Annotated in this window: 21 protein-coding genes; 2 read left to right on the top strand and 19 right to left on the bottom strand. The window is 65.2% G+C overall.

Annotated elements, in window-relative coordinates:
- Positions 1–8: 8 nt before the first annotated feature.
- The 18 genes from L4X63_RS17450 to prsT all read right to left on the bottom strand — a co-directional run bounded on the left by L4X63_RS17450 (position 9) and on the right by prsT (position 22,271).
- Entirely contained in the window at positions 9–1,127 is a 1,119-nt protein-coding gene (locus tag L4X63_RS17450; RefSeq protein WP_250679936.1) for a hypothetical protein, read from the bottom strand.
- Positions 1,124–2,458 (bottom strand): O-antigen ligase family protein, encoded by a 1,335-nt coding sequence (locus tag L4X63_RS17445; protein WP_250679935.1) that lies wholly within the window; start codon positions 2,456–2,458, stop codon positions 1,124–1,126. Before L4X63_RS17445 ends, L4X63_RS17450 begins: the two co-directional genes overlap by 4 nt.
- Positions 2,451–3,245, bottom strand: coding sequence for a polysaccharide deacetylase family protein (locus tag L4X63_RS17440; protein ID WP_250679934.1), 795 nt, complete (start codon positions 3,243–3,245; stop codon positions 2,451–2,453). The genes L4X63_RS17445 and L4X63_RS17440 overlap by 8 nt, the downstream gene beginning before the upstream one ends.
- 13 nt (positions 3,246–3,258) lie before the next feature.
- Positions 3,259–4,416 (bottom strand): glycosyltransferase family 2 protein, encoded by a 1,158-nt coding sequence (locus tag L4X63_RS17435; protein WP_250679933.1) that lies wholly within the window; start codon positions 4,414–4,416, stop codon positions 3,259–3,261.
- 10 nt (positions 4,417–4,426) lie between these two features.
- A complete protein-coding gene (locus L4X63_RS17425; protein ID WP_284694691.1) occupies positions 4,427–5,596 on the bottom strand; it encodes a glycosyltransferase family 4 protein in 1,170 nt (389 codons plus the stop codon).
- A gap of 23 nt (positions 5,597–5,619) precedes the next feature.
- A complete protein-coding gene (locus tag L4X63_RS17420; protein ID WP_250679932.1) occupies positions 5,620–6,606 on the bottom strand; it encodes a glycosyltransferase family 2 protein in 987 nt (328 codons plus the stop codon).
- Entirely contained in the window at positions 6,603–7,868 is a 1,266-nt protein-coding gene (locus L4X63_RS17415) for a glycosyltransferase (RefSeq protein WP_250679931.1), read from the bottom strand. The genes L4X63_RS17420 and L4X63_RS17415 overlap by 4 nt, the downstream gene beginning before the upstream one ends.
- Positions 7,869–7,886: 18 nt before the next feature.
- Complete coding sequence (locus L4X63_RS17410; protein WP_250679930.1) at positions 7,887–8,822, bottom strand: glycosyltransferase; 936 nt, start codon at positions 8,820–8,822, stop codon at positions 7,887–7,889.
- 180 nt (positions 8,823–9,002) lie between these two features.
- Positions 9,003–10,163, bottom strand: coding sequence for a glycosyltransferase family 4 protein (locus tag L4X63_RS17405; protein WP_250679929.1), 1,161 nt, complete (start codon positions 10,161–10,163; stop codon positions 9,003–9,005).
- The gene (locus L4X63_RS17400; RefSeq protein WP_250679928.1) at positions 10,163–11,356 is read right to left on the bottom strand and encodes an ABC transporter ATP-binding protein; all 1,194 of its coding nucleotides are present in this window, start codon (positions 11,354–11,356) and stop codon (positions 10,163–10,165) included. The genes L4X63_RS17405 and L4X63_RS17400 overlap by 1 nt, the downstream gene beginning before the upstream one ends.
- Positions 11,357–11,381: 25 nt before the next feature.
- The gene (locus L4X63_RS17395) at positions 11,382–12,167 is read right to left on the bottom strand and encodes an ABC transporter permease (RefSeq protein ID WP_250679927.1); all 786 of its coding nucleotides are present in this window, start codon (positions 12,165–12,167) and stop codon (positions 11,382–11,384) included.
- Positions 12,168–12,376: 209 nt separating this feature from the next.
- Complete coding sequence (locus L4X63_RS17390; protein WP_250679926.1) at positions 12,377–13,642, bottom strand: TIGR03016 family PEP-CTERM system-associated outer membrane protein; 1,266 nt, start codon at positions 13,640–13,642, stop codon at positions 12,377–12,379.
- Positions 13,633–14,865, bottom strand: a complete 1,233-nt coding sequence (locus tag L4X63_RS17385) for an XrtA/PEP-CTERM system-associated ATPase (protein ID WP_250679925.1) — start codon at positions 14,863–14,865, stop codon at positions 13,633–13,635. The genes L4X63_RS17390 and L4X63_RS17385 overlap by 10 nt, the downstream gene beginning before the upstream one ends.
- Positions 14,866–14,889: 24 nt before the next feature.
- Positions 14,890–15,750, bottom strand: a complete 861-nt coding sequence (locus tag L4X63_RS17380) for an XrtA-associated tyrosine autokinase (protein ID WP_250679924.1) — start codon at positions 15,748–15,750, stop codon at positions 14,890–14,892.
- A 61-nt stretch (positions 15,751–15,811) separates the two neighbouring features.
- The gene (locus tag L4X63_RS17375) at positions 15,812–17,311 is read right to left on the bottom strand and encodes an XrtA system polysaccharide chain length determinant (RefSeq protein WP_250679923.1); all 1,500 of its coding nucleotides are present in this window, start codon (positions 17,309–17,311) and stop codon (positions 15,812–15,814) included.
- Positions 17,312–17,440: 129 nt separating this feature from the next.
- On the bottom strand, positions 17,441–18,244 hold the full coding sequence (locus tag L4X63_RS17370; protein WP_250679922.1) for a polysaccharide biosynthesis/export family protein: 804 nt from the start codon (positions 18,242–18,244) through the stop codon (positions 17,441–17,443).
- Positions 18,245–18,258: 14 nt separating this feature from the next.
- On the bottom strand, positions 18,259–19,605 hold the full coding sequence (locus tag L4X63_RS17365; RefSeq protein WP_250679921.1) for a TIGR03013 family XrtA/PEP-CTERM system glycosyltransferase: 1,347 nt from the start codon (positions 19,603–19,605) through the stop codon (positions 18,259–18,261).
- Between the two features lie 35 nt (positions 19,606–19,640).
- On the bottom strand, positions 19,641–22,271 hold the full coding sequence (prsT, locus tag L4X63_RS17360; protein ID WP_250679920.1) for an XrtA/PEP-CTERM system TPR-repeat protein PrsT: 2,631 nt from the start codon (positions 22,269–22,271) through the stop codon (positions 19,641–19,643).
- 529 nt (positions 22,272–22,800) lie between these two features.
- Here prsT and L4X63_RS17355 point away from each other — a divergent pair.
- Together L4X63_RS17355 and L4X63_RS17350 are read left to right on the top strand one after the other, a co-directional pair.
- Positions 22,801–23,475, top strand: a complete 675-nt coding sequence (locus L4X63_RS17355) for a PEP-CTERM sorting domain-containing protein (RefSeq protein WP_250679919.1) — start codon at positions 22,801–22,803, stop codon at positions 23,473–23,475.
- Between the two features lie 179 nt (positions 23,476–23,654).
- On the top strand, positions 23,655–24,365 hold the full coding sequence (locus L4X63_RS17350) for a CAAX prenyl protease-related protein (RefSeq protein ID WP_250679918.1): 711 nt from the start codon (positions 23,655–23,657) through the stop codon (positions 24,363–24,365).
- Between the two features lie 65 nt (positions 24,366–24,430).
- Here the strand turns inward: L4X63_RS17350 and L4X63_RS17345 are convergent, their stop codons facing one another.
- Positions 24,431–24,649: a GSU3473 family protein gene (locus L4X63_RS17345; protein ID WP_250679917.1), complete on the bottom strand. Its 219-nt coding sequence runs from the start codon at positions 24,647–24,649 to the stop codon at positions 24,431–24,433.
- Positions 24,650–24,815 lie beyond the last annotated feature (166 nt).

The following is a 24,815-nucleotide window of genomic DNA, read 5'->3' as shown; positions in this document are numbered from 1 at the left end:
ATCCCTCCTCACGGCGCCGCGGCGCCGGCCATCGCAACGGCCGCCGAACCGGCAGGCCTCATCTCACCGGGGGGAATCGCGAAGTCCCGGTAGCGGTCCGGATCACCTGCGCACCCCGCCTCGGCCGCCCGCACCAGGTTGAACGCCTCGCGGGCGGTGACGTAGTGCAGGCGGAAATTCACCCCGTCGTTGTAGCGGCTTTCCAGGTAGTCGAACATCCGGCCGGTCTCGGGAGAGAGCACGGACTCCCAGTCCTGGCCGCCGTGGCAAAAGACCTTCACGAAGAGCCACTCCGGCCGCCCGGCGACCCGCATCCCTCCCCGCACCCAGGCATCGATGCGGGTGGGATCGCCGTGGGAGCGGCTTTTCCCGATCTCCCCGTTCTCGATCATCGGGTGCCAGCCGAAGCGCCAGTCCCGCCAGTTGACCAGCAGGGGGCCGGTGAAGATCAGGAACTCGTCCTCCCCCTCCGGCCTCCCGACTGCCGAGCGGCGCCCCCGGGCGTATCCCTCCCACCCCGGCTGCATCCCGGCGTAGTAGATGGCGTTGACCTCGGCGGGCTGGCTCGCGGAGTGGAGGGCCGGGAAGGTGAAGTCGCCGTAGCACCCCGCCTCCTTGAGGATGGCGATCTCCCCGTCCACCCCGCAGAATTCGGCCCCGCGGGAGTTGTTGAGCGACCAGTTGCCGTGGATGAAGCCGAAGCACCCCGCCTTCCCGTTGCCGCGCGGCAAGAGGTAGCCGTGGCGCTGGAAACCGGCCAGCCCGTCCCAAAGCTTCTCGCGGAAGGTCGCCTCGCTGTCGTGGCAGTGGTGCCAGTGGAACTCCACCTCCCCCAGCCCGGCATCCACCAGCCGCCGCATGGCGGCAAGCTCGCCGTCCCGGAAGAGGTCCAGCGGGTAGAACCAGCTGTGCCTGGGAGGGCAGCCGTCGGCGTCGCGGTGGGAGCCGGCAAGCTTCGGGTAGAGCTCCAGCCAGCGGGCCAGGCGCGGCTCCTTGCCGGCCGGCTCGAAGTGGTCCACGAAGAGGAAGATCACGTGGGTGGTCCCCTCCGCCGGGCGGCGTTCCCTTCCGTCGAGGAGCCAGCGGCCGTAACCTCCCAGCCAGTTGCCGAGATGGAGATCCCTCATCGAGATGACACCTCCCCCTCGGATGGCTCGGCGGGGCGGACCACCACCTGGTCCCCGTCGAAGGCGGGCCAGGGATCCTCCTCCTCGACCGCCACCGCCGCCGGGGCCTCGGCGTTGCGCAGGGCGATCACCGTCTGGGCCACCAGCAAAAAGAACATGATGGTGAGGAGCTGGTTCCCCCAGAAGAGGTAGAAGAGGCTGCTCACGAAGAAGCCGAGGACGTAGACCAGGTGGTGATGGCTGTCCTTTTCGCGGCCGGTGCGGACCGCCCCGTAGAGCCGTTTCAAAAGCCCCCCGAGGAAGGCGGTCAGCAGGAAGCCGCCCGGGAGGCCGGTCTCGGCGAAGGCCTGCAGGTAGCTGTTATGGAGCGGCTTGCTGCCGACCTCGTTGCGCGCCTGCAGGAAGCCGACCCCGGCGAGCGGGAACGCCTTGACCACCTGCTCGCCCCGGTAGCGGAGGTCGCTGCGGTCGTCGGTGGAAGCCTGCTCGTCGGTACGCTCCGGGGTGAAGAGATGCGCGGTGACGAGCGCCAGCAGCACGACGGCCACCGCCCCGAAACGGACCATGGACCGGCGGGAGAGAATCGCCACCGGGAGGTAGATGAGAAGGAGCGAGGCAAGCCCGGCCCGGGAGGCGGTGAGAAAGACTACCAGGGCGAAGAAGGGGAGCGTCCCCAGGGCGGCCAGCCGGTGCAGCGGATTGGGGTACTTGGAGGCGAGCAGCGAGGCGTTGGCCGCCCCCAGGCAGGCGACGAAGGCGGTCTCGTTGGGGTTCGCCCACATCCCCCAGGCCTGGAGCCGTCCGCTCTTGGGAAGATGGAAGATCTGCCAGTTGATTTCGGAAGGCTCCAGGGCGAAGTGGTAGTAGACCGGCTCCAGGCAGATCAAAAGTGCGCAGACGAGCACGGTGCGGCTCAGCAGGCGGATGCCGTCGTCGTCGGCCATGAAGAGGAGGATGGCGAGATAGAGGAGGAAGCCGACCGCGAGGTAGAGGAGAACGTCCTTGGTGGTGGCGGGATGGAGGATCACCGTCTCGGCCAGGGTGAGCCCCACGAAAAGGTGAAGGTATTTGATCTCGGCCCGGGAGGCGAGCTCCCTCACCTTCCCCGCGTGCATGATCAAAAGAAGGAGCAGGGCCGGGGGGAGCACCTCCATGAGCGGGATGGAGAGCTCCATCCGCTCGTTGGGGCGGATCAGCACCATGGCGGCGGTGAGGGAGACCAGCAGGCGCGGCCGGAAGAGCGCCACCACGATCGCCCCCAAAAGGACCAGCTCCAAAAGGACGTTGGACTGGTAGAGGTACGGCACGATGAAGAGCGGTGTGTCAGCCATGGAGGCACCCTCCCAGAAGGACGCTTCTCACCAGCCGGTATCCCCGCTCCCCCAGAAGCTTGCGGGCGCTAGCCAAAAGCCCTTCCTTCCTGCTTACCTGCCTGAGCGCCCCCTCCTCGGCGAGCGCCAGCCGCTCGAAGGTCGCCTGGTCGAGGTTGTTCCGCAGGGCGAGCCGCGGCAGCTCGTGCAGGGAGCCCCCGGTGGACCAGAGGCCGGGGAGCGAGGTGAAGAGGGTGCGGTAGCCGAGGGAAACCGCGGCAGCGGCCACTTCGGGACCGATCCGGCCACCGGGTGCCGAGAGCGAGGCGATGGAGGCGCCGGTGATGTCCCCAAGGATCTCGCGGGAATCGCGCAGCTCCCGCTCCAGGTCGGCGGGCTTTAGCTGGGAGAGGAAGGCGTGGCTCGCCCCGTGGGAGCCGATCCCCATCCCGGCCGCCTGGAGGCTCCTGATCCCGTCCCGCGACAGGAAGCGCGGCGCCCCGATCCAGTCGGTGGTGACGAAAAATTCGGCCCGGAAGCCGTACTTCTCCAAGAGCGGGAGGGTCAGCGTCAGGTTCGAGGCGTGGCCGTCGTCGAAGGTGAGCACCACCGCACGCTCGGGAACGCGGGTGAGGCTCTCGAGATCGGAGGCGAGAAAGCTTTGGAACCCCTCGCTTTTCAGGAAGGCGAGCTGGGCGGCGAAGCGCTCCACTTCCAGCACGTAGCGCTGTTCGCCGGGATCGAGGGAACCGGCCGGGTGCCCGGCGTCCTCGAGGGCGTGGTACATGAATATCGGGATACCTTTCATGGTTACCTCATCTTCACTTGGCGTAGGCGGGGCGCCAGGCGGTGGAGCAGCGTCCCGAGGCCCAGACCCAGCACCCCATCAGCGCCGCGCAGTTCATCACCGAGAAGAAGGTTGCCAGCTTGACGAGCCGCATCCCTCGGGCGGCGGGGACCAGGTAACCGGCCACCGCGGCGAGATAAAAGAGGAGCTGGGCGGCGAACAGGGCCAGGTAGAGCCCTCCCCTCGCGGCGAGGAGAAGCGAGATGCCCAGCATGGCCAAAAGCGCGAACGGGACGAGCAGCCGGAAGATCTTATGGGAGAGGAAGCGCCACCAAAGCGGGGACTTCCCCGGTACGGCCAGCGACGGCGAGAGCTCCAACAGTTGCAGGTTCCCCGCCAGGGTGCGCACCTTTCTGGCCCACTCCTGGTCGAGGTTCTCCGACAGCCGGTCGTAGGCGCGGGCCCCCGCGGCGAAGACCACCCGGTACCCCTGAAGCGACACCGACATGGGGGTGAAAACGTCGTCGAGGATGGTCCCCTGGGGAAGCGGGCGGTAGAGCTCCCGGCGGATGGCGTAGATGGCGCCGGTGGCTCCCACCACCGACCCGCTGGCGCTCTCCATCTTCCGGATCGCCTTCTCGTAGCGCCAGTAGAGCCCCATCTCGGCCACCGCCGCCCCGCTTTGGGGATCGATCAGCATCAGCTCGCCGCTCGCGCAGCCGACCGCCGGGTCGGAAAAACTCTCGGCAAGCCGGGCCAGGGCGTCGGGGGCGAAGCTTTGGCGGGCATCGGCGAAGACCACCAGCTCACCGGTGGCCGCGGCCACCCCGAAGTTTAAGGCCGCCGCCTTACCCACCCGCTCGGTAAGCGGAAGGAGGAGCACACGCGGAGCGTAGGAGGAGACGATCTCGTTGGTCCGGTCGGTGGAGCCGTCGGATACCACCACGACCAGGAAGCGGTCGGCCGGGTACTCCTGGGCGAGGAGGTTGTCGAGCCTCGCGGCGATGTTCTTCTCCTCGTTGCAGGCGGCGATCACCACCGACAGCACCGGGGCGAGCTCCCCCTCCTTCACCGGGCGCGGGAAAAGGCGGCTTAACACCCGCAGCAGGATGGGATACCCCGCGTAGGTGTAGACGACCAGGAGCATGGCGCCCCAGAAGAGGATCATCAAAAGCATGCCGATGGTATCCATGCGCATCCTCCTAGCGTCCCGCCGCCTCCAGCAAGACTCCCTCCAGCCGGCCGGCCAGGTGGGGCCAGCGAAACTCCTGCCAGGCCCGGCGGCGCCCCGCCTCCCCCATCCCAACCGCCTCGGCGCGATGCTCGAGGAGGTAGAGGATCCGTTCGGTCAGCTCTCCGCTGCGGTAGGGATCGACCAGGAAGCCGGTCTCGCAGTCGCTGACCGCGTCCGGTACCCCTCCGCAGTTCCCGCCGATCACCGGCCTGCCGCAGGCACCCGCCTCCAGAAAGACGATCCCGAACCCTTCGGTGTCGCCGTCGGCCAGGGTCCGGTTGGGCATCACGAAGACCTCCCCCAACTGGTGGAAGGCGACGATCTCCTCGTCGGGGATGAAGCCGCAGAAGCGGACGTACCCTTCCAGCCCGAGCTCCTTCACCCGCCGCTTGAGTGGCTCCAGGTTGCGCCCCGTCCCCCCCACCAGGTAGAGGAGGTTCGGGATCCGGTCGATCAGGGCCGGGAGCGCCTCGATCACCCGGTCGTGCCCCTTGCGGGGGTCGAGCCTTCCGACCGTGTAGATGACCCGCCTCCCCTCGGTTCCGAACCGCTTGGCGAGCGGCGCGGTGTCGGCCGGTTCGAAGAAGCGCTCCTCCACCCCCGGGCAGGAGATGAAGGAGGGGCGGGAGTGGCGGCAGAAGGCGCTCAGGGCTTCGCGGGTGTAGTTAGAGTTGCAGATGTAGAAATCGGCCATTTTGAAAAGCACCCGCCGGATGGGGTTGGAGCGGAGCGCGATGGCGGGGATCTCCTCGCCGTGGAAGAGGAAGGCGACCGGGACCCGGGTGGTGAGCTTCAGGAGGGTGGCCACGAAGAGCAGCGGAAAGGAAACCTTGCCGACCACCACCAGCGAGATGGTCTCTTCACGGAGCACCCGCCGGATGTCGCGGTAGAGGCGGAAGAGCTTTCCCGGCTGGCGGTACGCGATGTGGACGTCGTCCTTCTCCGGCCAGTGGGGAACGCGGAGAAGCAGCGACTCATCGGCCGCCGCCTGCTGATCCTCCAGCGGATGGCCGGCCAGTTCCTTGGTGAAGACCACCGAGTGGATGCGGGACATGTGCCGCACCGTGTTCCGGAGATAGATCTGCACCCCCCCGGTGCTGGGGGGATAGTATTCGGCAATCCACAGGGCGTTCATCATTCACCTCGCCGGTAAAGTACCCCTCATGAAAGAGAGAGGGTCTTCTTCAGATTGCGCAACGGCTGGTTGAAGCTCGCGGGGAGCGTGGTGGCCATGGCGAAGAGCAGGGCCTTGGCGCTCACCTTGTGCCGGAACGAGTCGATGAACCAGGAACGGGAGAGCCGGTTCTTCCTCTGCAGGAAATAGTGGTAGCCGACGTGCCAGCTCCTCTTGCCGATCTCGGCCTGCACCAGCCTCCGCTCGCCCGGGTCGAGCCGGTACTGGTCGAGCACGGTCTTGAGAACCGCCACCTCCCCCGCATCCTGCCTCGCCACCTGTCCGCTGATGTTCCCGTCGTGCTTGCGGATCATCACCAGGGGGCGCTCGAGGTAGGCGATGGGCGAGGTGCGCGCGGCGCGGAGCATGAATTCCCACTCCAGGGAAAGGATCCGCTCCTTGATGAAACGGTGGAAGCCGCCGACCCGGTCGTAGAGCGAGCGGCGCATGACGAGGCCGCTGACCGGGATGGGCTGCTCCTCGAGCAGGTAGCTGAACAGGCGCTCCCTCATGAGCGAGACGTAGAGGGTGCTGGTAGTGCGGGCCACCAGGCGGAGCCTCTTGAGACGCTCCGATTTCCGGAAGAGGACCTTGAGCTGGGAATCGGTGACGTAGAAGTCGCTGAAGGCCCATTCCGTCTCCTGGGTCCGCATCGCCTCCACCGCCTCGCCGATGAAGGTGGGGAGGTAGATGTCGTCGCTGTCGAGAAAGGCGAGGTAGTTCCCGCAGGCATGGCGGACGCCGATGTCGCGGGCGGCATCGGGACCGGAGTTGGAGATGGTGATCACCTTCCCGGTCAGCCCGTAGCGCTCCAGGTGGAGCTTCGCCTGCGCGGCCGAGGAGTCGGTCGAGCCGTCGTCTACCACGATCACCTCGAGGTCCCGCCAGCTCTGGCCGGCAATCGACCTCAGCGCGTGTTCGATATACTTCTCCCGGTTGTAGAGGGGAATGATGACCGAGACCAGTTCATTCACGGCAGTTTACCTCCCACTTCCGGGACCCGGTGGCAGTGGACCGGGAACGAGTCGCCGGCCCCCACCCCGCTGATCCCGGCCAGTATCCGGTCCATGCTCCGGCAAAAGCTCTCCACGCCGTACTCCTCGGCCTTGGCGGAAAGCCCCTCCGCGAGCCGTCCGTAGAGCTTGCGGTCGCTCGCCACGTGTTGGTACTGCTTGAGGAAACCGGCTGCATCTTCGAAATGCATGACATCCTCCCCTTCGGTGAGACCGAGGCCGTAGGCGCCGACGGCGGTTGAAAAGACCGGTCTTTTCATAAAGCCGGCCTCCAGGATCTTGATCCGGGTCCCCCCTCCCGCCCGGAGCGGGACCACCGCCGCCCCGCAGCTTTCATAGAGCGGGGTCAGGTCGGGGACATCGGCGTGCAGCTCGGCTTGCGGGGTCCGCTCGATCAGCTCGATGAGCTCCCGCTGCGGGTTGCGGCCGGCCACCACCAGGGCAAGGTGAGGGAACTCGCCGGTCAGCACCGGGAGGATCTCCTCGATGAACCAGGCGGCCCCCTGGGCGTTGGGTGCGTAGCTCAAGGAGCCGACGAAAAGGAGCCGGTCCAGCCGGTCGAAGCCGTCCTGCCGGTAATCGTTCGGCACGGCGGGCTCGGGGCAGACGTTGGGGACCACGTGGGCGTGGGCAGCCGAGCGCCCGCGGGCGAGCTTGGAGCGGTCCCCCTCCGAACAGAAGAGGGTCCGGCCAAAGTGCATGCAGCGGGCGTAGAAGCGGGCCATGGTGAAGCGGTCGAACCAGACGCCGATCCTCGCCAGCCCGGTCAGGTGGCTGGTCTCCGCGTCGTAGACGCTATCGAGCACGATGTCGTCCACGTCCAGGATGACGGTGCCGCGCAGCCGCCGGGAGAGCCGCAGGAGGGGATACGCCTGGGTGAGGTAGCGGCAGAGCACCACGTCGTACTCCCCTTCCTCCACGATGCTGCGGATCTCCCGCTCGCTGTCGGCGGTGTAGTGGGCGGTGGCCCAGGATTTGAGATGGACGAGCTTGTCGGCCACCCGGCCCGCGAAGCTTCTCCGCTCGTTTCCCGTGAAGTCGATGTAGAACCCGCGCCGGAAGAAGCCGCTCCCCCCAGGGCTCGCCGGGCAGCGATCGCTCTTTTTGCAGAGGATGTCGACCACCCCGTGCCGCTTGAAGTAGCGGGCGAAGTTCATGGTCCGCATGTCGGAGCCGGTGCACTCCGGAAGCGGGTAATGGGCGGTCATGATCAGCGTCTTCATGGGAATCCCGTCGATGGCTTACGCCATCCCTCCTTCGGTCTTGGGTGAGCGGTAGACCTTCAACCTGCCGCTCATGAAACCGGCCTTCTTCACCAGGGAGAGCTCCTCGTAGAAGCTCTGTTCGCTCCGGGAGAGCTTGGCGGCCAGCCAGCGCTTGAATATCCTGAACGTCTCTTTCACCTCGAAAAGCGGGACGCCGAAGAGGTTACGGTGCGGGTAGTCGCCGAGCAAAAGCCCTTCCAGTTCGCCCGCGTCGAACTCCCACTTGCGGAAGTAGGCCTTCTGCATCCGGTTCGCGCCGATGCAGTGCCTTAAAAAGACCTCGGGGACGTAGTAAACCCCTTCCCCCGCGTCGATCAGCCTCTTCACCAGGTTGACCTCCTCCATCCCGTAGAGCTTCCCGGCGGTGCGCCCCAGGCCGGTGGCGAAGAGCCCGTACTTCTTGAAGACATCAGCGCGGAAAGAGAGATTGGCCCCCCAAAGCCCCGGCTCGGTCATGCGGATCCGCTCCTGGCCGAGGTCGAGCAGGGCCAGGTAGTTGTGGAGCTCGCGCTTTAGCCAGCTCGGGCAGGGGATCTCCCAGCGGGGGTGGATCTTTCCTCCCACGCAGGCGACGGAACGGTCGCGGTAGGCGGCGCAGAGGGCTTTGAGCCAGTTGCGGTCCACGATGACGTCGTCGTCGATGAAGGCCAGCACCTCGCCTCTCGCCTCCTCGATCCCGCGGTTACGGGCGAAGGAGAGCCCCTGGCGGGACTCGAGGAAGTAGCGGAACGGGAGGGGGGAATCGACGGCGAACTCGTCGGCCACTTTTTTGGTGTCGTCCTTGGAGTTGTTGTCGATGACGATGACTTCGGCGGAGATGCCGTCGCTTAGGTGGAGGGCGAAGAGCGAGCAGAGGGTGACCCTGAGGCTGTCGCACCGGTTATAGGTGCAGATGATCACGCTGATATCCATGTTCCCCTCCTCTTCAAATACGTCATCTCAATTCCCCCATCCTCACCTTTCCGGGAGGCTTCAAAGTCCCCCTCTGAAAAAGGGGGATTTAGGGGGATTTTCACTGCGGTGAGCCATAAATCCCCCCCGTCCCCCCTTTTTCTAAGGGGGGGGACCCGGGAGCGGTTGGGGTGAGGATGGTCAGAGCGAGGCGATCAGCGAGGCGAAGGCGGCGTAGGAGTGCTCCATGTTGTAGCGCTCGAAGACCCGCTCCTTGGCGAGCCGCCGCCGTTCCTCCTTTACCGCCGCATCCAGGCGGGAGGCCTCGATCATGGCGGCCGGCAGCTCCTCCCTGAGCGCCTCCACCTCCACCACCTGCCCGATCCCCTCCACCACCGACGGCATCTCTCCCGCCGAGCTGACCACCGGGAGACACTCGGCCGCCATCGCTTCCAGAAGGGACAACCCGATCGCCTCGTTGATGCTCGGCATGACAAAAATGTCGAAGGCGCTGTAGAAGGGCCAGACCTCCCGCTGCTGCCCCGCGAAGATCACCCGTCCGGAAAGGCCGAGCTCCCGCACCATTTCCTTCAGGCTTTCTTCGAGCTTCCCCGAGCCGACCAGGAGAAGCAGGGCGTCGGTCTCGCGTGAGACCCGGTGGAAGGCCTCGATGGCCAGGTCGACCCCCTTCATCTCGTCGAAGCGGGTCACCATCCCGAAGAGGGTCTGCCCCTCCCCTACCCCGTAGCGCTCCCTGAGGAGCTTCCGCTGAACCGCGTCGTGCCGGTAGCGCCGGCAGTCGATCCCGTTGGTGACCACCCGCACCTTTTCCGGGGGACAGTACCCGTTGCCGGTGAGCTGCCCGGCCACCGCACCGCTCACCGCCACCACCAGGTCGGGGTACCGGTAACGGAGCCCGCGCTGCCGCCGCATCCGGTACCACCAGAGCCCAAGGCCGGGAATCACCCCGAGAAACCGCCGGGAAGAGCGGGGAGGCATCGGCTCGGGAAGGGCGTGCTCGACGAAGACCACCCGTTCGAAGCTCTGCCGTAGCTCCCTCAGGAAAGGGAGGCTCCCCATCTTCCACCACCCCTTCACGAGGAGCACCGTCCGGCACCCCACCCCCTCCAGAAGTCCCCGCCATCTCCTCAGTTCGTCCGCCTCGCAGCACCCGGTGGAGAGCGAAGTCTTGGTCAGGGTGGCCATCCCGTCCGCGGGGAGGAGATCGTCGTAGACGTCGTTACGGCAGGAGATGAGCTCCACGGCGATCCCCCGCGCGTTGAGGAAGCGGACCAGGGTGGAGGTATGGATCTCGGAGCCGCCGTAGCCGCCGGTCTCGGTGATGAGGCAGATCCGCTCCATCACGCGAAGTGCGGGTGGACGTCGAGAGCGTGGTCGAGAAAGAAGTCCCCCACGTACTTCTTGGACTGCCGGACGTTGAAGACCAGCTCGGAGGCGTTGTAGTAGTGGAAGTGGTTGACGCTCTCCTCCAGGTGGAGCCCCAGCGAGAAGACCCCCTTCGGGAGGTTGGCCGCGAACCGCCAGCCGATATCCACCCGCTCCCCCTTGGCCAGCCGGAGCACCTCGCCGTGCATCGCGCCGTAGGTGGTATCGAAGACGACCTTGCCGCCGCTGGTCAGGAAGAGCCCGGGAGCCACCTCGCAGTCCTCGCGGGCGACCACTCCCAGTTCCACCAGCACCTCGTCCCCCTGCTCGATGCTGGTCGCGTCCCCCTCGGCGGAGGTGATCCTCTTGCTGGTGATCTCCAGCTTGCCGCTCGTTACCGACTGGGGCGACCAGGCCCCTCCCACCATGTAGTAGTCGTTGATCACCAGGGCCGGGTCCCCCTCCGAGCGGACCTTGCCATGGACGAGGAGGAGCCCCTTGTTGCAGAGCGAGGCGACCGCCTCCATGTTGTGGGAGATGAAGATCACCGTGGTCCCGTTGGCGAGGATCTCCTCCATCTTCTTGATGCACTTGGCCTGGAAGGTGTAGTCGCCGACGCTCAAGACCTCGTCCACCAGGAGGATCTCCGGATCGACGTGGGCGGCGATGGCGAACCCGAGCCTGGCGTACATCCCCGAGGAGTAGCGCTTGACCGGGGTGTCGATGAACTGGGAGATCCCGGAGAAGTCGATGATCTCCTCCAGGCGGCGGCTGATCTCGTCGCGCTTCATCCCGAGGATGGCACCGTTCAAGTAGATGTTCTCGCGGCCGGTCAGGTCCGGGTGGAAGCCGGCGCCCACTTCGATCAGAGCGCTCATCCGGCCGTTCACCTGCATCTTCCCCTTGTTGGGGCGCAGGATGCCGCTCAGGATCTTCAGCGACGTGCTCTTGCCGGAGCCGTTGGGGCCGATGATCCCGAGCGCCTCGCCCCGCTTGACCTGGAAGGAGACGTCGTGCAGCGCCCAGAACTCCTTCTTGTCCAGCTCGTCGCGGTTTCCCCCGAGCGCCTTCTTGCAGAGGGCGGGGATCAGGTCCCTGAGGGAATCGTGCCCTTCCCCCTGTTTGAACTTCTTCCAGACTCCGTCGAATTCGAGAGCGATATCTGACATGTCTAAAACCTCGTAGCGGAACCGGCTAGATCTTCTCGGCGAAGAGGAACTCGAGCCGGTGGAATATGGTCCAGCCAACGAAAAAGCTCACCACGCTGCAGCCGCAGGCGTAGCCGAGCCAGGCGAGATCGGGGCCATGGTGCAGCACCACCACCGCGTTGATCGCCTCCAGGAAAACCCCCACCGGGTTGATGAGCAGGATGGGCGCCCATTTTCCGAAGGTGGAGACGTCGTAGAAGACCGGGGTGAAGAAGATGGCGAAGGTGAGAAAGACCTCGACCAGGTACTTCACGTCCCGGAAGAAGAGGTTCGAGCAGGCGAGAAAGAGGCTCGTGCCCGCGGTGAACATCAGGAGCATGAGCACGAGGAAGGGGAGCCAGAGAAGCTGCAGGCTCACCCCGATGCCGGAGAAGGCCAGCACCACGGTGAGAGCGGCCGAGGCGACCGCGAAGTCGAGCAGGTTGGCGAGCACGGCGGCCAGCGGGAAGACTTCGCGGGGGAAGTAGATCTTGGTGATCAGGTTGGAGTTGCCGGTCAGGCTGTTGGTGGCGAAGCGGATGGCCGAGATGAAGAAGGACCAGGGGAGCGCCTTCACCGAGATGGAGGCGACGTCGGCGAGTTGCAGCGGTTTTCCTGAGACGAAGGAGATGGCGACCTTGACCACCACCCCGGCGGCCACGATCAGCATCGGCATCAAAACGGCCCACATGAACCCCATGATGGACTGCTTGTAGCGGATCTTGATGTCCTTCCAGGTGATGATGAGGAGCAGCTCCCGGGACTTCACCAGTTCGTCGATCATCTCTTTCATGTATCCCTCGTCTCAGGCCGGCCCTTACTCCGGCAGTTTTATCGTATGCCTGCTACCCCCATCCTCACCCCGCCCATCCCCTTGAAGGGGGGGGAGCCCCGCGCCCGCCCCGTTGCCCCATCCACCGCCGCCGGCCCCGGGTCCCCCCCTTTGCGAAGGGGGGACAGGGGGGATTTTAGCCGCCGGTGGCCCCGCCCCTGCAACCGCCGTTAGAACACCGCCCGGATCTCCATCAGCACCCGGTTGGTGCGCCGCTCGGAGGAGAAGTGCTGGAGGCTCGTCCGGTCGCTTTGGAAGCTGTAGGTGGCGGAGAGCGACGTCTCGGGATTGAAGAACCCCCAGGTGAAGCCGCCGCTGCCGGTTATCCGGTACGGGTAGCTGTCGCCGCTCGTCCCCTGGTAGAAGTGGTCGAGCCCCGCCCCGGCCGAGATGGAGAGGCTCTTGGCCACCTCGTAGCTGGCGTTCCAGGTCCCGTTCACCCGCCGCTTCTCCAGCGAATCGGTCTGGGTGATGTAGTACTCGGAGTATCCGCCGCCGATCCCCATGCTCCCCCGCTGGAAGCGCCGCTCGATCCGCCCGGAGTAGGTCACCTGCCTGGTCGAGATGGAGAGCGGGTCGTCCGCCTTTTGCACCATGGTGTCCAGGGTCACGAACACCTTTCCGAAGTCGTGGGTGATCCCCCCTCCCCAGAGGAGGTTACTCGCCTTGATCCCCCCATCGAAGCGCTGCCAGGAGTTCCCCACCCGTCCGAAGACGAAGCAGTTGGCCGCGTAGGCGTACCGGAAGCCACCCATGGCGTTGTGGGTCTGGTAGCTCCCGAGATCGGTCTTGCTCCGGGAGTAGCTGTAATCGAGATTGAGCGTGGTGTTCTCGCTCACCTGCTCCTCCCATCCGGCCACCGCGCCGTGCTCGCGCTGCCAGTTCCCTACCCCTTCCCAGTAGCGGGTGTCCGCGAACCGGTAGCCGGTCTTCAGCGTCCCGTGCTGGGTCGGCCTCCAGAGGAGGTAGGGGGAAACCGAGGCCACGTTCTGGGTGGTCTGGGGAGAGAGGAGGCTCTCCTGGGCCACGTCCCGCGACACGTCCACCGTGGTCCTTTTGAGCGAGTCGGCCACATCGACGAAGAAGAAGTTCTCCAGCAGCTGGAGGTTCCCCTTGAGGTCCACGTAGTGGTACTGCTCGTCGCCATGGGTCTTCCTCGCGTAGTGCCGGTAGTCGAAGGTGTAGGACGAATCCCAGACCAGCCAGGGGGCGTGGTACCGCACCAGGGCACCGGGGCGGACGCGGGTGGTGTACTCGGTCTGGCGGCCATCGGCGGTCTCGAAGATGTTGTCGTTGTACTCCTCGCCAACCGTGAGCGACGGCCTGAACTCCAGCTCGCCGGCCGCAGCCGGCCCGGCGGCTGCCAGGGCTCCCCAGAAAAGGAGCAGGGCGAGACCCGCGGTCCCGCTATGCCGCGTCCGCCCGTTCACTTCCATGGAGAGCCGGCGCCCCCGAACAGACGCCGCATCAGGCCGCCGGTGGCCGGGGCCGGGGTAACCGTCGCCGCTTCGCGGGAAACGGCCTTCTCCACCTTCGCGTGCACCTCTCCCCCTCCTTTCAGCGGGACCGGCAATGCGGCTTCCTTGCGCTCCCCCGGCGGCTGGGGGGTACGGATGATGGACTCGGCCCTCAGCCGCCCCATCAGTTCGTTGAGCTCGTTGAGGACGCTCGGAACCCGCGACACTTCGGCCTCCACGGAGGCAAGGCGGGAAGCAAGGTCGCTGCCGCCTGCACCGGGGGGAAGGGTCCCGGCACCGCTTCCCGCAGCACCGGCAGGGCCGGTAGCCGGCGGAGCTCCCGCCGGTGCCGCCGCGGCCGGGATGGGGGTGGTAATTATCCCGTTCCAGTAGTGGTTTTCGAAGTCGAGGTCGCCGATGATCTCCCGCACCATCTCCACCGAGGCCTCCCGCACCTCCTCGGCGAAGGCGGAGAGCATGATGAAGTCGCAGATGATGTTGATCAGGCGCGGGATCCCCCGGCTGTAGTAGTGGATGATCTCGATGACCCCCTTGTGGAAGTGGAGCGCCTCGGCGTTACCGGCCACCTCCATCCGGTGCACCACGTACTCCGCGGTCTCCTCCGGGGTGAGGGCACGCAGGTGGCAGTTGATGCTGATCCGCTGCCTGAGCTGCATGAGCCCCGGCCCGGAAAGGGTCTCGCGCAGCTCCGGCTGCCCGACCAGCATGATCTGCAAGAGCTTACTGTGGGCGCTTTCCAGGTTGGAGAGCATGCGGATCTCCTCGAGGAGATCGGCCCCCAGGTTCTGCGCCTCGTCGATGATGAGGAAGGGCTGCTTGCCGGCCGCGTACTGCTCAAGGAGAAAGTCGTTCAGATCCCGGAGCAGGGCGATGCGGTCCTTGCCGGCGGTCGGAAGCCCGAAGTCGTCGTTGATCATGGCCAAAAGCTGGATGGAATCGGCCCGGGTGTTGAAGACCTTGGCGGTCACCAGCCGGTCATACTTCTTGTTCAAAAGGTCGCGGATGATGGTGGTCTTGCCGGCCCCCACCTCGCCGGTCAACAGGATGAAACCGGCCCGCTCCCTGATCCCGTAATCGAGATAGGTGAGCGCCTTCTTGTGGGAGCGGCTCAGATAGATGAAATCCGGGTCGGGCACCAGCTCGAACGGCTTCTTCTTCAGATTGAAAAAAGACTCGTACATGGGATCTCCCGGCCGGTCTCGGCTCTACTTCTTCACGCGCGCAGCGGGGGCGGGCTTGTACTTCCGGTAGTAGGAGTACGGCTCGTCGAGCGACCACATGGCTGCCGCGTTGTAGACCACCCCCATCACCGGGCACCCCTTCAACGAGGCGAGCGCCTCTTTGATGCTCGACTCGGCCGCGAGTCTCTCCATGACGACGAAGAGGATGCCGTCCATCAGGCGGGCGAGCGAACGGGTCTCGGCAAAGGGGAGCACCGGCGGGGTGTCGAAGATCAGGTAGCGCTCGCCGTAGCGGTGCTTCATCTCGGCCACCACCTCCTTCATCCGCTGGGACGAGAAGAGCTCGCCCGGGTTGTCGGCCTTTTTACCCGCTCTCATGATGGAGAGCTTGCCGATCCCGGTCGGGACGATGGTATCGCCGATCTCCGCCTCGCCCAAAAGCACGTCCCCCAGCCCCGGACCGTTTTCGATCTCGAGGTAGCGGTGTACCGAGGGGCGGCGCAGGTCGGCGTCGATCAAAAGGACGGTGTGGTCGATCTCCTGGGCCAGGCTGATGGCCAGGTTGAGCGCCGTGAGGCTCTTTCCCTCGTTGGGGAGCGAGCTCGTGACCGCCAGGGTGTTCCTGAACTGCTCCCCCTTGGTCATCTTCACCAGGGTCGACTTGAGCTTCCGGTACTCCTCGGCCACCGGGGATTGCGGATCTTTCAGGGCCACCAGGAAGGGGTTCCGGGGTGCCAGCCTGCGGTCGGGGACCGGGAAGAGCGGGGGCGCCTGCGGCGGAGGTGCCGGGCGGCGCTCCTCGTGCGGCGCGGGGGCCGCGGGCTCGGGTTGCAGACCCTGCCTCAAAAAGGCAGCCTTTTCCATTGCGATGTCGATTCTGCTCATAGGACCTCACTTGAATCCTGGCTCCGGGCGGAACGCCCCACCCGGGCCGGAATGGACGGGCTCAGTGTACGGCCGGTTTCCCCGCCTCCCGGGGCATCATGGCGGGGAGGCGGTCGAGAACCCGGTCCATGTAGGGAAGTTCGAGAAACTCCATGGCCGGGAAACAGAGCAGCAACAGGAAGTAGGCGGTGGCCAGGGTGGCGACCCGCAGGAAGCCACGGCGACGGCGCGTCACCACGGCCGGCTCCTCCATGAGCGGGATGACCGCCAAAAGCGGGAGCCCCACCTTCTTGGCGCCCGCCACATCCTTCATCGAGCCGTCGAGACGGTCGAGGAGGAGAAGGAGCGCGAAACTGGCCGAGAGCGAGCCCACGAACCCCATCAGCATGATCTTCAGCCGGTTGGGGCTCGACGGCTTGTTGGGGAGGACGGCGGGGTCGACCACCCGGAAGGTGGTGGACTTGTCCTGGACCTCCATCTGCTTGGAGACCTCGGACTGCCCGTGGCGGGCCACCAGCTGGTCGTAGAGGGTCTTCTGGCTCTTCTGCTCGAGCTCGAGCTTTTCGAGTCCGGCCTTGGCGGTGGGGATCGTCTGCAGCACCTGCCGGTTGGTGGCGATGTAGCGCTGCAGCCCCTGCTCGGTGATCTTCAGGGCGCTGATCTCGGACTCGATCTTGGCGAGCTCCTGGGGATCGAGGGGACGCATCTCGTTGGGCTTACGGCCGCGCATCTGCTCCTTGAGGGTGTCGATGTCCCCCTTGACGGTGATCACCTCGGGATAGCTGTCGGTGTAGTGGATCCGGAGCTCCTCGAGCCTTTTCTGGAGCTGGATGAGCTGCATATGGAGAGGGTCGGCGCTCTGGCGGGTCACCTGGCGCATCCCCTCCAGCTGGCGGCGCCTCAACTGCAGGTCGTAGAGCTTTTGCTGGGCCTGGTTGATCTCCTCGAAGAGCTTCCCTTCGTCGATGGCGATCATCCCCCCCTTCTCCCGCTTGTAGGTATTGACCTCGCCCTCGGCCTTTTCCAGCTTCTCGTTGAAGGTGGCGATCTGCTCGGAGAGGAACTTGGTGGCGTCGTAGGACTCCCCCCTTTTCGAGGAGATGTTCTCCTCGATGTAGAGCCGCACCAGCGTGTTGACGTAATCGCGGGCGAGCCTGGGGTTGGAGTCGGTGAAGGAGATGATGAAGAGGTTACGGTCCTTGACCTTCACCCTGGTGTTCGCCTGCAGCTTCTTGATGAGCCCCTCGGTCTCCTTGTCGCTCTTGCCGACGCTCAGGTCCATCCGGTCGACCACCTTGGCGAGCAGCGAGCGGCTGGTGATGGCGTAGGAGAGGACGTTGATGGTGTCCTCCATGGAGGGGGTGACGGTCAGCCCCTTGACCAGCTCGCTGATGACGTTCTTCTCGATGAAGACCGTGCTGGTCGACTCGTACTTCCTCGGCAACAGATAGCTCACCGCGAAGGCGGCCGTCATGAGGAAGAGGGTCAGCACCAGGAAAAGCTCCTTTTTGCGCTTGACCAGGTTGATACATCTCTTCAGATCGATCTGCGAAGAATCCATACCCACCTCTCACTTTCCGTATTTCCCTGTCGGGGAGCAGGCCGTCTCGCGGCACCGGCACGCCCGGCTCCTTTCCACGGGGCCGGCTCTCGCCGGGACCGCTATCTCCGCCCCGCCCCTTCGGACCGGCTAGAAGAAGCTCTCCTTGACCACCACGTAGTCGCCCGGCTTCAGGTCGATGTTCTGGGTGAGGTCGCCGTCCTTGGAGAGCGTCTTGGCCTTCACCTCGATGGCGACCTGGTTCCCGCCGTCCTTGCGGTGGACCGTCACGTCGTTTTGATCGGCGAAGCGGGTGAAGCCTCCCGACTCGAGGATCGCCTCCATGACCTTCATCCCTTCACGGAACTCGATCGCCTTGGGGGTGTTGACCGCCCCCAGCACGTAGACGCTCCGGTCGGTCAATAGCGGCATGAACAGCGAGTCGTTGGACTCCAGGAGGCGGTCCTGGTCGATGTCCCCCTCGATGAAGAGGCGGTAAAGGTCGATCTTGACCTTCTTGCCGCTTCTCAACAGGTAGGCCCTCTTGAGGTCGGCCACCTTGACGTCGGGGAGCGTGCAGAGCAGCTGCAGCACCGAGGTCCGCTGGGCCAGGCTGTAGACGGCGGGCTTCACCCCGGAGCCGAAGACGTAGACCTTGGAGTTGGTGATCTCCTTGACGGTCACCGTGACGATGGGGTTCTTGACGAGCTCCCGCAGCCGCTCGGCCAGGTAGGCCTGGAGCTTACTCGGCGTGGAGCCGCTCGCCACCACCTCCCCAAGCCCCGGCACGGTGATCTTCCCGTCGGGACGCACCTTGACCGGGAAGTTCAGCTCCTTCACCCCCCACACCGCGATCTCCAGGCTGTCCCCCTCCCCGATCACGTAATCCGACGCGGCGGCCGGCAAGGCCGTCAGGCAGAGCAGCAAAAGGCTCACCATCAATCCCCATCTCATCGTTTTCACCCTCCTCATCGTCCCCCCCGCCCGAACAGCACGACTTTCACCGTCTCGAAGATGATCAGCCCGTCGAGAAACAGCGAAAGGTTCTTGATGTAGTACAGGTCGTAGCGCAGCTTCTCCACGGCGTCCTCGGTGGTGGCCCCGTAGGGATAGCGCACCTGGGCCCAGCCGGTCAGCCCCGGCTTGATGGTGTGACGCTTCGAATAGTAGTAGATGTCCTTCTTGAGCGTCTCCACGAACTCCGGGCGCTCGGGACGGGGGCCGATGAAGCTCATCTCCCCCTTCAACACGTTGAAAAGCTGCGGGATCTCGTCGATCCGCGAGTTCCGTAAAAAGCGCCCCACCTTGGTGACCCGGGTGTCGTTCTTGGAGGCCCAGACCGCCCCGTTCTTCTCGGCGTCGGTCCCCATGGTGCGGAACTTGTACAGGGTGAACGGCTTCTCCCCGGCCCCCACCCGGACCTGCCGGAAGAGCACCGGCCCCGGGGTGTCGAGCTTGATCACCAGGGCGATCAGGGGGAGCAGGGGGGCGGTCAGAAGAAGCCCGGTGAGCGAGAGCGCTATGTCGATGCAGCGCTTGTAGGCGTTCACCAGCGCGGTGCGGCGGAACCCGTGCGAGAAGATGATCCAGCTCGGGGTGATCTGTTCGAGCATCAGCTTCCCTTGGGCAAGCTCGTAGAAGGCCGGGGCGTCGAGCACCTCGATACCGTTTAGCTTGCACTGCATCATCCCCTGCAACGGAAGCGCCCCCCGCCGCTCGGAAAGCGCCACCACGAGGATGCGTGCGCGGTGCTTGTGCATGGTCGCCAGGAGGTCCCCCTCCATCTGGACCACGGGGGAGACCGCCGGCGGGATGGAGCCCTCGTTCTCGGCGCAGGGGAGAAAACCGGCCAGGGCGAAGCTCATGGCCCGGGTGCCGACCAGCTCCCCGATCCCCCTCGCCAGCTCCCCGGTCCCCAAGACCAGCACCCGCTGGACGAAGGGATCCTCGTACCCGACCCGCCCGGTCAGCGCGTGGCACACGAACTGGAGCAGCACGAAGAAGCCGATGGAGAGAAAGAGCACCCCCCTTCCCAGCATGACGTCGGGGTCCAGGTAGTAGACCACGGAAAGGAAGAAGAAACCGGCTCCCCCCGCCTGCAGGCAGGTGACCAGGAGCTCCCGTTTGCTGGCCTTCCCCTCCAGCGAGTAGACCTCCATGAGGTAGGAGGAGAAGAGCGAGACGATGACGAAAATGGCGGCGACCCTGAGGGTCTGCCCTTCCAGCGGTCCCTGGAAGGCGTCGCTTCCCAGTCTGATGGCGTAGGCGGAAAAGAGGGAGAAGACCGCAACCAGCGCGTCCAACATTGGCAACATGATAAGGCGCCAAACCATGGTGATTCCCTCTGCCCTTACCTGAGCTCGGCAAGGAGCATGCGAACTGCGTTGACATCCGGCCCCGCGCCGAGCGAGAGGGCCTTTTTTACCGCCTGCTGGGCCCTGGCGCGGTCACCGTTGGCCTGATAGGCCAGCGCCAGGTGGTACTGCACCGACTGCTCGGTGGAGAGAGAGGCCGCCCGCTCCAGCAGCCTCACCGCATCGGCACGGCGCCCGTTTTTCAACAGTGCATAACCGGTGGTGTCCATCACCTGCGGATTACCCGGGTCGAGGCGGTAGGCAGCTACCGCCAGCCGTAACGCCTCCTGCGGGCTCCCGTAGCCGTCGGCCAGGAGGCAGGCGAGATTGTTGAGGGCGGGGACGAAGCTCGCGTCGCTCTGCAGGGTGCTCCGGTAGAGCCCCGCCGCCTCCTTCTTCCGGCCGGTGCGGTCGAGCAGGGCCGCCCGGGCGAACTGCGCGGCGATGTGGTCGGGTGCGAGGCTCAGGGCGCCCTGGTAACAGGCGAGCGCCTTGTCGAACTCCCCGCGGGCCTCGTGGAGCCCCCCCTGGACGAGCTTGGCCTCGACACTCCTCGGCTCGGCCCGCACCCCGTTCATCGCCTCCCGCAGGGCGGAGGCAAGGTCCTTCTGGTGACGGTAGACGGAGGCGAGCAGGAGGTAGCCGCGGGCGGAACCGGGCTCGTGGTCGACAACCCCGCGGGCCTCCTCGACCGCCTTACCCCCCTCCCCCATGGCGAGGTAGGTGGCGATCTTCAGCGAAACTCCCGCGTCCCGGTTCACCCCTTCCAGCTGGTCGAAGACCTTGAGCGCCTCCTTGTAGCGGAGGGCTTCGGTCAAAAGTCTCCCCTTGGCCTCCAGGGCCGGTCCCTTGGGATCGGTGCGGATGACCTCGTCGAGCACCTTCAGGGCCTCGTCGCGTTTCCCCTTCTTCCGCAGGTAGCCGACCTCGGCGAGCAGGGCCTCGGTCTTGCCGGTCTGGGCGGCCAGCCGGTACTGGGCGGCCGCCTCGGCCTCGCGGCCGGCCAGGTCGTAGAGGGCGGCCAGGGCCAGCATCCCCCGCACGTCGGAGGGGCTGCGCAGGAGCAGGGAACCCAATTCGGCAATGGCGCGGGGATAGTCGCCGGAGGCGGCGTAGTAGGCCGCCAGGTTGTGGTAGGTGGCGCTGAAGGAGGGATCGGCCTTCTTGGCGGCATCGAGCGCGTTCAGCCCGCCCTGCTTGTTGCCGGTCGCGAACTGGAGAGCGGCCATGGCGTTGTCGATGGCAGCGTCCTCCCGGCCGCCGGTCAGCCCTTCCCTGAGGACCGCGAGCGCCTTGGCGCTTTTCCCCCGGCGCTGGTAGTGGGAGGCCAACAGGAGCCTATTCCCGAGACGGTCGGGGGTGGCGCTCACCGCGCTCGCGAGTTCGCTCTCCCCGAGGCTCTCCTTGCCGCGGCTGAAGTAGTAGAACCCCTTCTTCAGGTGGGCGGAGGCCATCTTGGCGTCGAGGGCGGTGGCGCGGTTGAGCTCGGCGAGCCCGTCCTCGAAGTGACCCTGCGTCATGTAGGCGGTCCCCAAGAGTTCGTGGGCCAGGGCATCCTTGTTGTCGCGCCGCAGTACCCGCTGGACTTCCACCACCGCGTCGTCGAGGCGTTTCTGCCGGATAAGTATCTGGGCGGTGATCAGGCGGGCCTGGCGGGATTCGGGAACCGCGTCGAGGATCTTGCGGAACTGGCTCAGGGCCATCTCGAACTGCCCCTGGTTGTAGAAACAAAGACCGAGGAAATGGTAGGCCTCGAGGGTGGGGCCGTACTTGAGGGAGGCCTGCAGCGAGGTGATGGCGTCGTCGTAGCGGTGGCGCTGGTAGTTCACCAGCCCTTTGAGGCGGTGGCCGTCGCCGCGGCGGGGATACTTGGCGATCATCTGGTCGGCGGAGGCCTCGGCCCGGGCGAGGTCACCCTTCTCGATCTGGATCAGCCCGAGCTTGTAGCGGGCGGTGGTTTCGGCGGGCTCCACCCCGAGGATGCGGGTGTAGACGGCGGCCGCGCGGTCGAGGCTTCCGCTGCCGCTTTCCACCGAGGCGAGGAGGTAAAGCGCCTTGAGGTTCCTCGGTTCCGCCTGCACCACCTCTTCCAGCAGGGCCTTGGCCCGGGCCGGCTGGCCGGTGGCGAGCTTCAGCGAGGCGAGAGCGATCCGGGCGCTCCCCTGCCCGGCCGCGATGGCGCGAGAGAGGAAACCTTCGGCCTCCTGATAGCGGCTCAAGACCAGGTAGGAGGTCCCGAGGATCTCCAGCGCCTCGGGATGGTCCGGGTGCTTGGCCAGGTACCCCTCGGCAAGCTTGGCCCCCTCGCTCCCCTTCCCTTCCAGGTTCAGCACGCGGGCGAGCTCGAGGATCGCCTCCTCGCGGGAAGGGTTCTGGGTGAGGACCTTGGAGAACTCCTTCTCGGCCTGTTCGTACTTGCCGAGGGCGAGGTAGGCCCGGGCCAGTTGATAGCGGGCGTCGTTGAAGTTGCCGTCTTTCTCCAGCGCGCTTTTGAAGTAGACCACCGCGCCGGAGGGATTGGAGGCGTTAAGCTGCTTGACCCCCTCGGTGTAGAGGCTCTCCTTGGTGTTGCTGCTGCAGGCGGCGCAGGTCAAAAGCACCCAAAGCGCTATGACGGGCAGTCTCATAACTCCCCTCCAGGATCCCCCAATGAGCACGTTGGTGAATCCATAACCATTAAAAGTCGTTGTCGAAATGTTTAACAGAAAAGTCGACACCGTCAAGAAAAATTTTACAGATTTAATGTTTTCACCGGCCAAAGACCTTATAAGTCGGCGATATAGCTGGCGTAGAGCGGAACTCAGAAAAAATCTGGTGTACCCCCCGGCACCGCCCAATCGAAGCTATTTTAAAAAATTTTTTCTAATCAATTAGTTATCGCTCCTCATTCACCGAGTGTATTCCCTCACTTAGCCTTCTTCGTCCCGCCGGGAAGCTGCTCGTAGGGCGGAAAAGGGGGGCCGCCACCCCGCCGCCCCCACCTTCCGCGCCGTCTCACCCCTCCCGGCACCCGATCTGTCGGCATCCTTTACAGAATCGTCTCCCCCGTCAGATAGGAATACGTTTATTATTGGCAACTTACAAACTGGCACTCCAGTTGCACCAGGAGAGTGCGACAAGCGGCGATTCCATCGAATGAGAAAAAAGGAGGAGGACATGAAGAAGCTCTTAACTCTGATCTGTGCGGCGATCTTCATTGCCGCAATGGCACCCGCCGCAATGGCGACACCTGTCTATAGCGGTGACACCTACGCCAACTTCGGTGTCGGCAACAACCCGACCGCCAGCGAGGCCGGATACTACCTCTGGAGCAACGACCCCGACCGCCGCAGCTGGTCGCTCCGGTGGACCGGCGGGAGCACGGGTAACGAGAACTTCTTCGGTACCTTGAGGCTCTCGCTGCCGGCCAGCTCCAACACCGTCGACTTCGAGACCTACACCTTCTTCGGGATGCCGGCCGGTGACGTCGCCTACTCCATGCCCTTCAACGGCAGCGACTACATCACCTTCAAGGCGGTCGAGGGAACAGGCTGGGACGGGATCGACTTCACCGTCGGCGGGGTTCCCGGCGACCTGATCAGCCTGAGCCTCGGCGGGGACCTCTTCAGCGGCACCGCGGGCGACACCGCCACCGCCTCGAAGATCTACGTGGGGCAGGACCTCAGCAATCCGGTGGTGGTGGTCGGCAACTACCTCCCCCCCTGCGGCACCCTCACCCCGGTCCTGAACTTCGACGTCCCGGCACCGGTACCCGAACCGGGCTCCCTGGTCCTCTTGGGTGCCGGCTTCCTCGGGGTCGCCATCTACTGCAAGCGTCGTAAAAACGCCTAGCTAGGCCTAGGTCAACTTACCCGAAAGGGGCGGCACCGGACGATGCCGCCCCTTTCGCGTCCGGCCGCCGCCGCTTCCCCCCCCCTGTAAAAGACGCCGACACCGCCTCGCCTTCGCGAGGCGGCCCGGCGTCTTGGCCGTTCCGGATGGCAAAAAATCTCATCCTACGGGAGTCCTCGATGAGCGAACCCGCAACCACTGCCGTTTCCCGCCGCGCCATGACGACGCGCGTGCTCCCTTTCGCCCTCTTCATGGCGGGCATCGCGGTCGAGGAGGGGGTGCGGTTCGCTTCGCACTGGGGAGGGAGCGGGTTCCCGGCTGGAGGGGGATACTACCTCTACCCGCTACGGGCCATCCCGGCCGGCGCCCTGCTCCTCTGGTTTCTTCCCGAGTATCACGAGCTTCGTCTGGATGAGCTGCGGCGGTTGGGGAGAACGGCGGCTGTGGTGGGTATCGGCCTGGCGCTCTTCGTGGCGTGGGTGCTTCTGGATGGGAGGGTCGGGATGGGCTCGGCGGGCGCCTTCGATCCGGCTGCGCTCCCCGACGGGGTGGTGAGGTTCGTGCTGATCCTGTCGCGGGCGGCGGGTGCCGTGCTGGTGGTGCCGCTCATGGAGGAGATCTTCTGGAGGTCGTTCCTGATCCGTTTCCTGGTCGACCCGGACTTCGAGTCGGTTCCGGCCGGCCGCTTCAACTGGCAGTCGTTTCTGGGGACGGTGGTGCTCTTCGGACTGGAGCACCACCAGGTGGTGGCCGGGATGGTGGCCGGGGCGGTCTACAACGCGCTGCTCTACCGTACCCGCAGCCTGGCGCTTTGCGTGCTGGCCCACGCCACCACCAACCTGGCGCTGGCCCTGTACGTGGTCACCACCGGCAGCTGGCAGTTCTGGTAACGGTCAGGCCGGCTGTAAATGAGTCCGACATCATGAAAACGCGATGTAAAGGTTACCGACACCGCTCATTCGTACTCCGTAAAGCGCGGCTTGTTCAACGACCTGCGCTCCAACCCCTTGTACCTGGAAGGGTCGCCCGCCGTCCGGACCGGATCCACCCCCACCACTACCCATCCGGAACTCCTTAAAAAACGCGAAACTACGCCCGCCTCGATCAGGCTGTCGAGCATGAAATCCTTGACGTAGTCGTAACGATTATTGGTCCAGTGAACCTGAACAAGCATGAAAGGTCCTCCCCCTGCCAAATGACGGCTTGGACTTCAGGCATTGGAAACCAGCGGTCGGTTGAGTGGCCTCGATTTATATTTAGGAGATACGTTAGCAAAAACCGGACCGGCGACGTTAGAAAATACCCATTGGCACCAGTCTACGGATAACATCCCGTAATGA

This window comes from Geomonas sp. Red32 (assembly GCF_023652955.1).
In the GTDB taxonomy this organism is placed as follows: Bacteria; Desulfobacterota; Desulfuromonadia; order Geobacterales; family Geobacteraceae; genus Geomonas.
Note: the sequence above shows the minus strand (reverse complement) of the source record. Positions and strands in the feature narration are given on the sequence as shown.

What these genes read in the sequence shown, in the direction of transcription:
- L4X63_RS17415 (WP_250679931.1), bottom strand. Translation starts at nt 7,868, where the DNA reads ATGAAGACGCTGATCATGACCGCCCATTACCCGCTTCCGGAGTGCACC.
- L4X63_RS17435 (WP_250679933.1), bottom strand. Translation starts at nt 4,416, where the DNA reads ATGGATACCATCGGCATGCTTTTGATGATCCTCTTCTGGGGCGCCATG.
- L4X63_RS17405 (WP_250679929.1), bottom strand. Translation starts at nt 10,163, where the DNA reads ATGGAGCGGATCTGCCTCATCACCGAGACCGGCGGCTACGGCGGCTCC.
- L4X63_RS17365 (WP_250679921.1), bottom strand. Translation starts at nt 19,605, where the DNA reads ATGTTGCCAATGTTGGACGCGCTGGTTGCGGTCTTCTCCCTCTTTTCC.
- prsT (WP_250679920.1), bottom strand. Translation starts at nt 22,271, where the DNA reads ATGAGACTGCCCGTCATAGCGCTTTGGGTGCTTTTGACCTGCGCCGCC.
- L4X63_RS17370 (WP_250679922.1), bottom strand. Translation starts at nt 18,244, where the DNA reads ATGAGATGGGGATTGATGGTGAGCCTTTTGCTGCTCTGCCTGACGGCC.
- L4X63_RS17375 (WP_250679923.1), bottom strand. Translation starts at nt 17,311, where the DNA reads ATGGATTCTTCGCAGATCGATCTGAAGAGATGTATCAACCTGGTCAAG.
- L4X63_RS17380 (WP_250679924.1), bottom strand. Translation starts at nt 15,750, where the DNA reads ATGAGCAGAATCGACATCGCAATGGAAAAGGCTGCCTTTTTGAGGCAG.
- L4X63_RS17345 (WP_250679917.1), bottom strand. Translation starts at nt 24,649, where the DNA reads ATGCTTGTTCAGGTTCACTGGACCAATAATCGTTACGACTACGTCAAG.
- L4X63_RS17350 (WP_250679918.1), top strand. Translation starts at nt 23,655, where the DNA reads ATGAGCGAACCCGCAACCACTGCCGTTTCCCGCCGCGCCATGACGACG.
- L4X63_RS17425 (WP_284694691.1), bottom strand. Translation starts at nt 5,596, where the DNA reads ATGATGAACGCCCTGTGGATTGCCGAATACTATCCCCCCAGCACCGGG.
- L4X63_RS17445 (WP_250679935.1), bottom strand. Translation starts at nt 2,458, where the DNA reads ATGGCTGACACACCGCTCTTCATCGTGCCGTACCTCTACCAGTCCAAC.
- L4X63_RS17450 (WP_250679936.1), bottom strand. Translation starts at nt 1,127, where the DNA reads ATGAGGGATCTCCATCTCGGCAACTGGCTGGGAGGTTACGGCCGCTGG.
- L4X63_RS17440 (WP_250679934.1), bottom strand. Translation starts at nt 3,245, where the DNA reads ATGAAAGGTATCCCGATATTCATGTACCACGCCCTCGAGGACGCCGGG.
- L4X63_RS17390 (WP_250679926.1), bottom strand. Translation starts at nt 13,642, where the DNA reads ATGGAAGTGAACGGGCGGACGCGGCATAGCGGGACCGCGGGTCTCGCC.
- L4X63_RS17395 (WP_250679927.1), bottom strand. Translation starts at nt 12,167, where the DNA reads ATGAAAGAGATGATCGACGAACTGGTGAAGTCCCGGGAGCTGCTCCTC.
- L4X63_RS17400 (WP_250679928.1), bottom strand. Translation starts at nt 11,356, where the DNA reads ATGTCAGATATCGCTCTCGAATTCGACGGAGTCTGGAAGAAGTTCAAA.
- L4X63_RS17355 (WP_250679919.1), top strand. Translation starts at nt 22,801, where the DNA reads ATGAAGAAGCTCTTAACTCTGATCTGTGCGGCGATCTTCATTGCCGCA.
- L4X63_RS17385 (WP_250679925.1), bottom strand. Translation starts at nt 14,865, where the DNA reads ATGTACGAGTCTTTTTTCAATCTGAAGAAGAAGCCGTTCGAGCTGGTG.
- L4X63_RS17410 (WP_250679930.1), bottom strand. Translation starts at nt 8,822, where the DNA reads ATGGATATCAGCGTGATCATCTGCACCTATAACCGGTGCGACAGCCTC.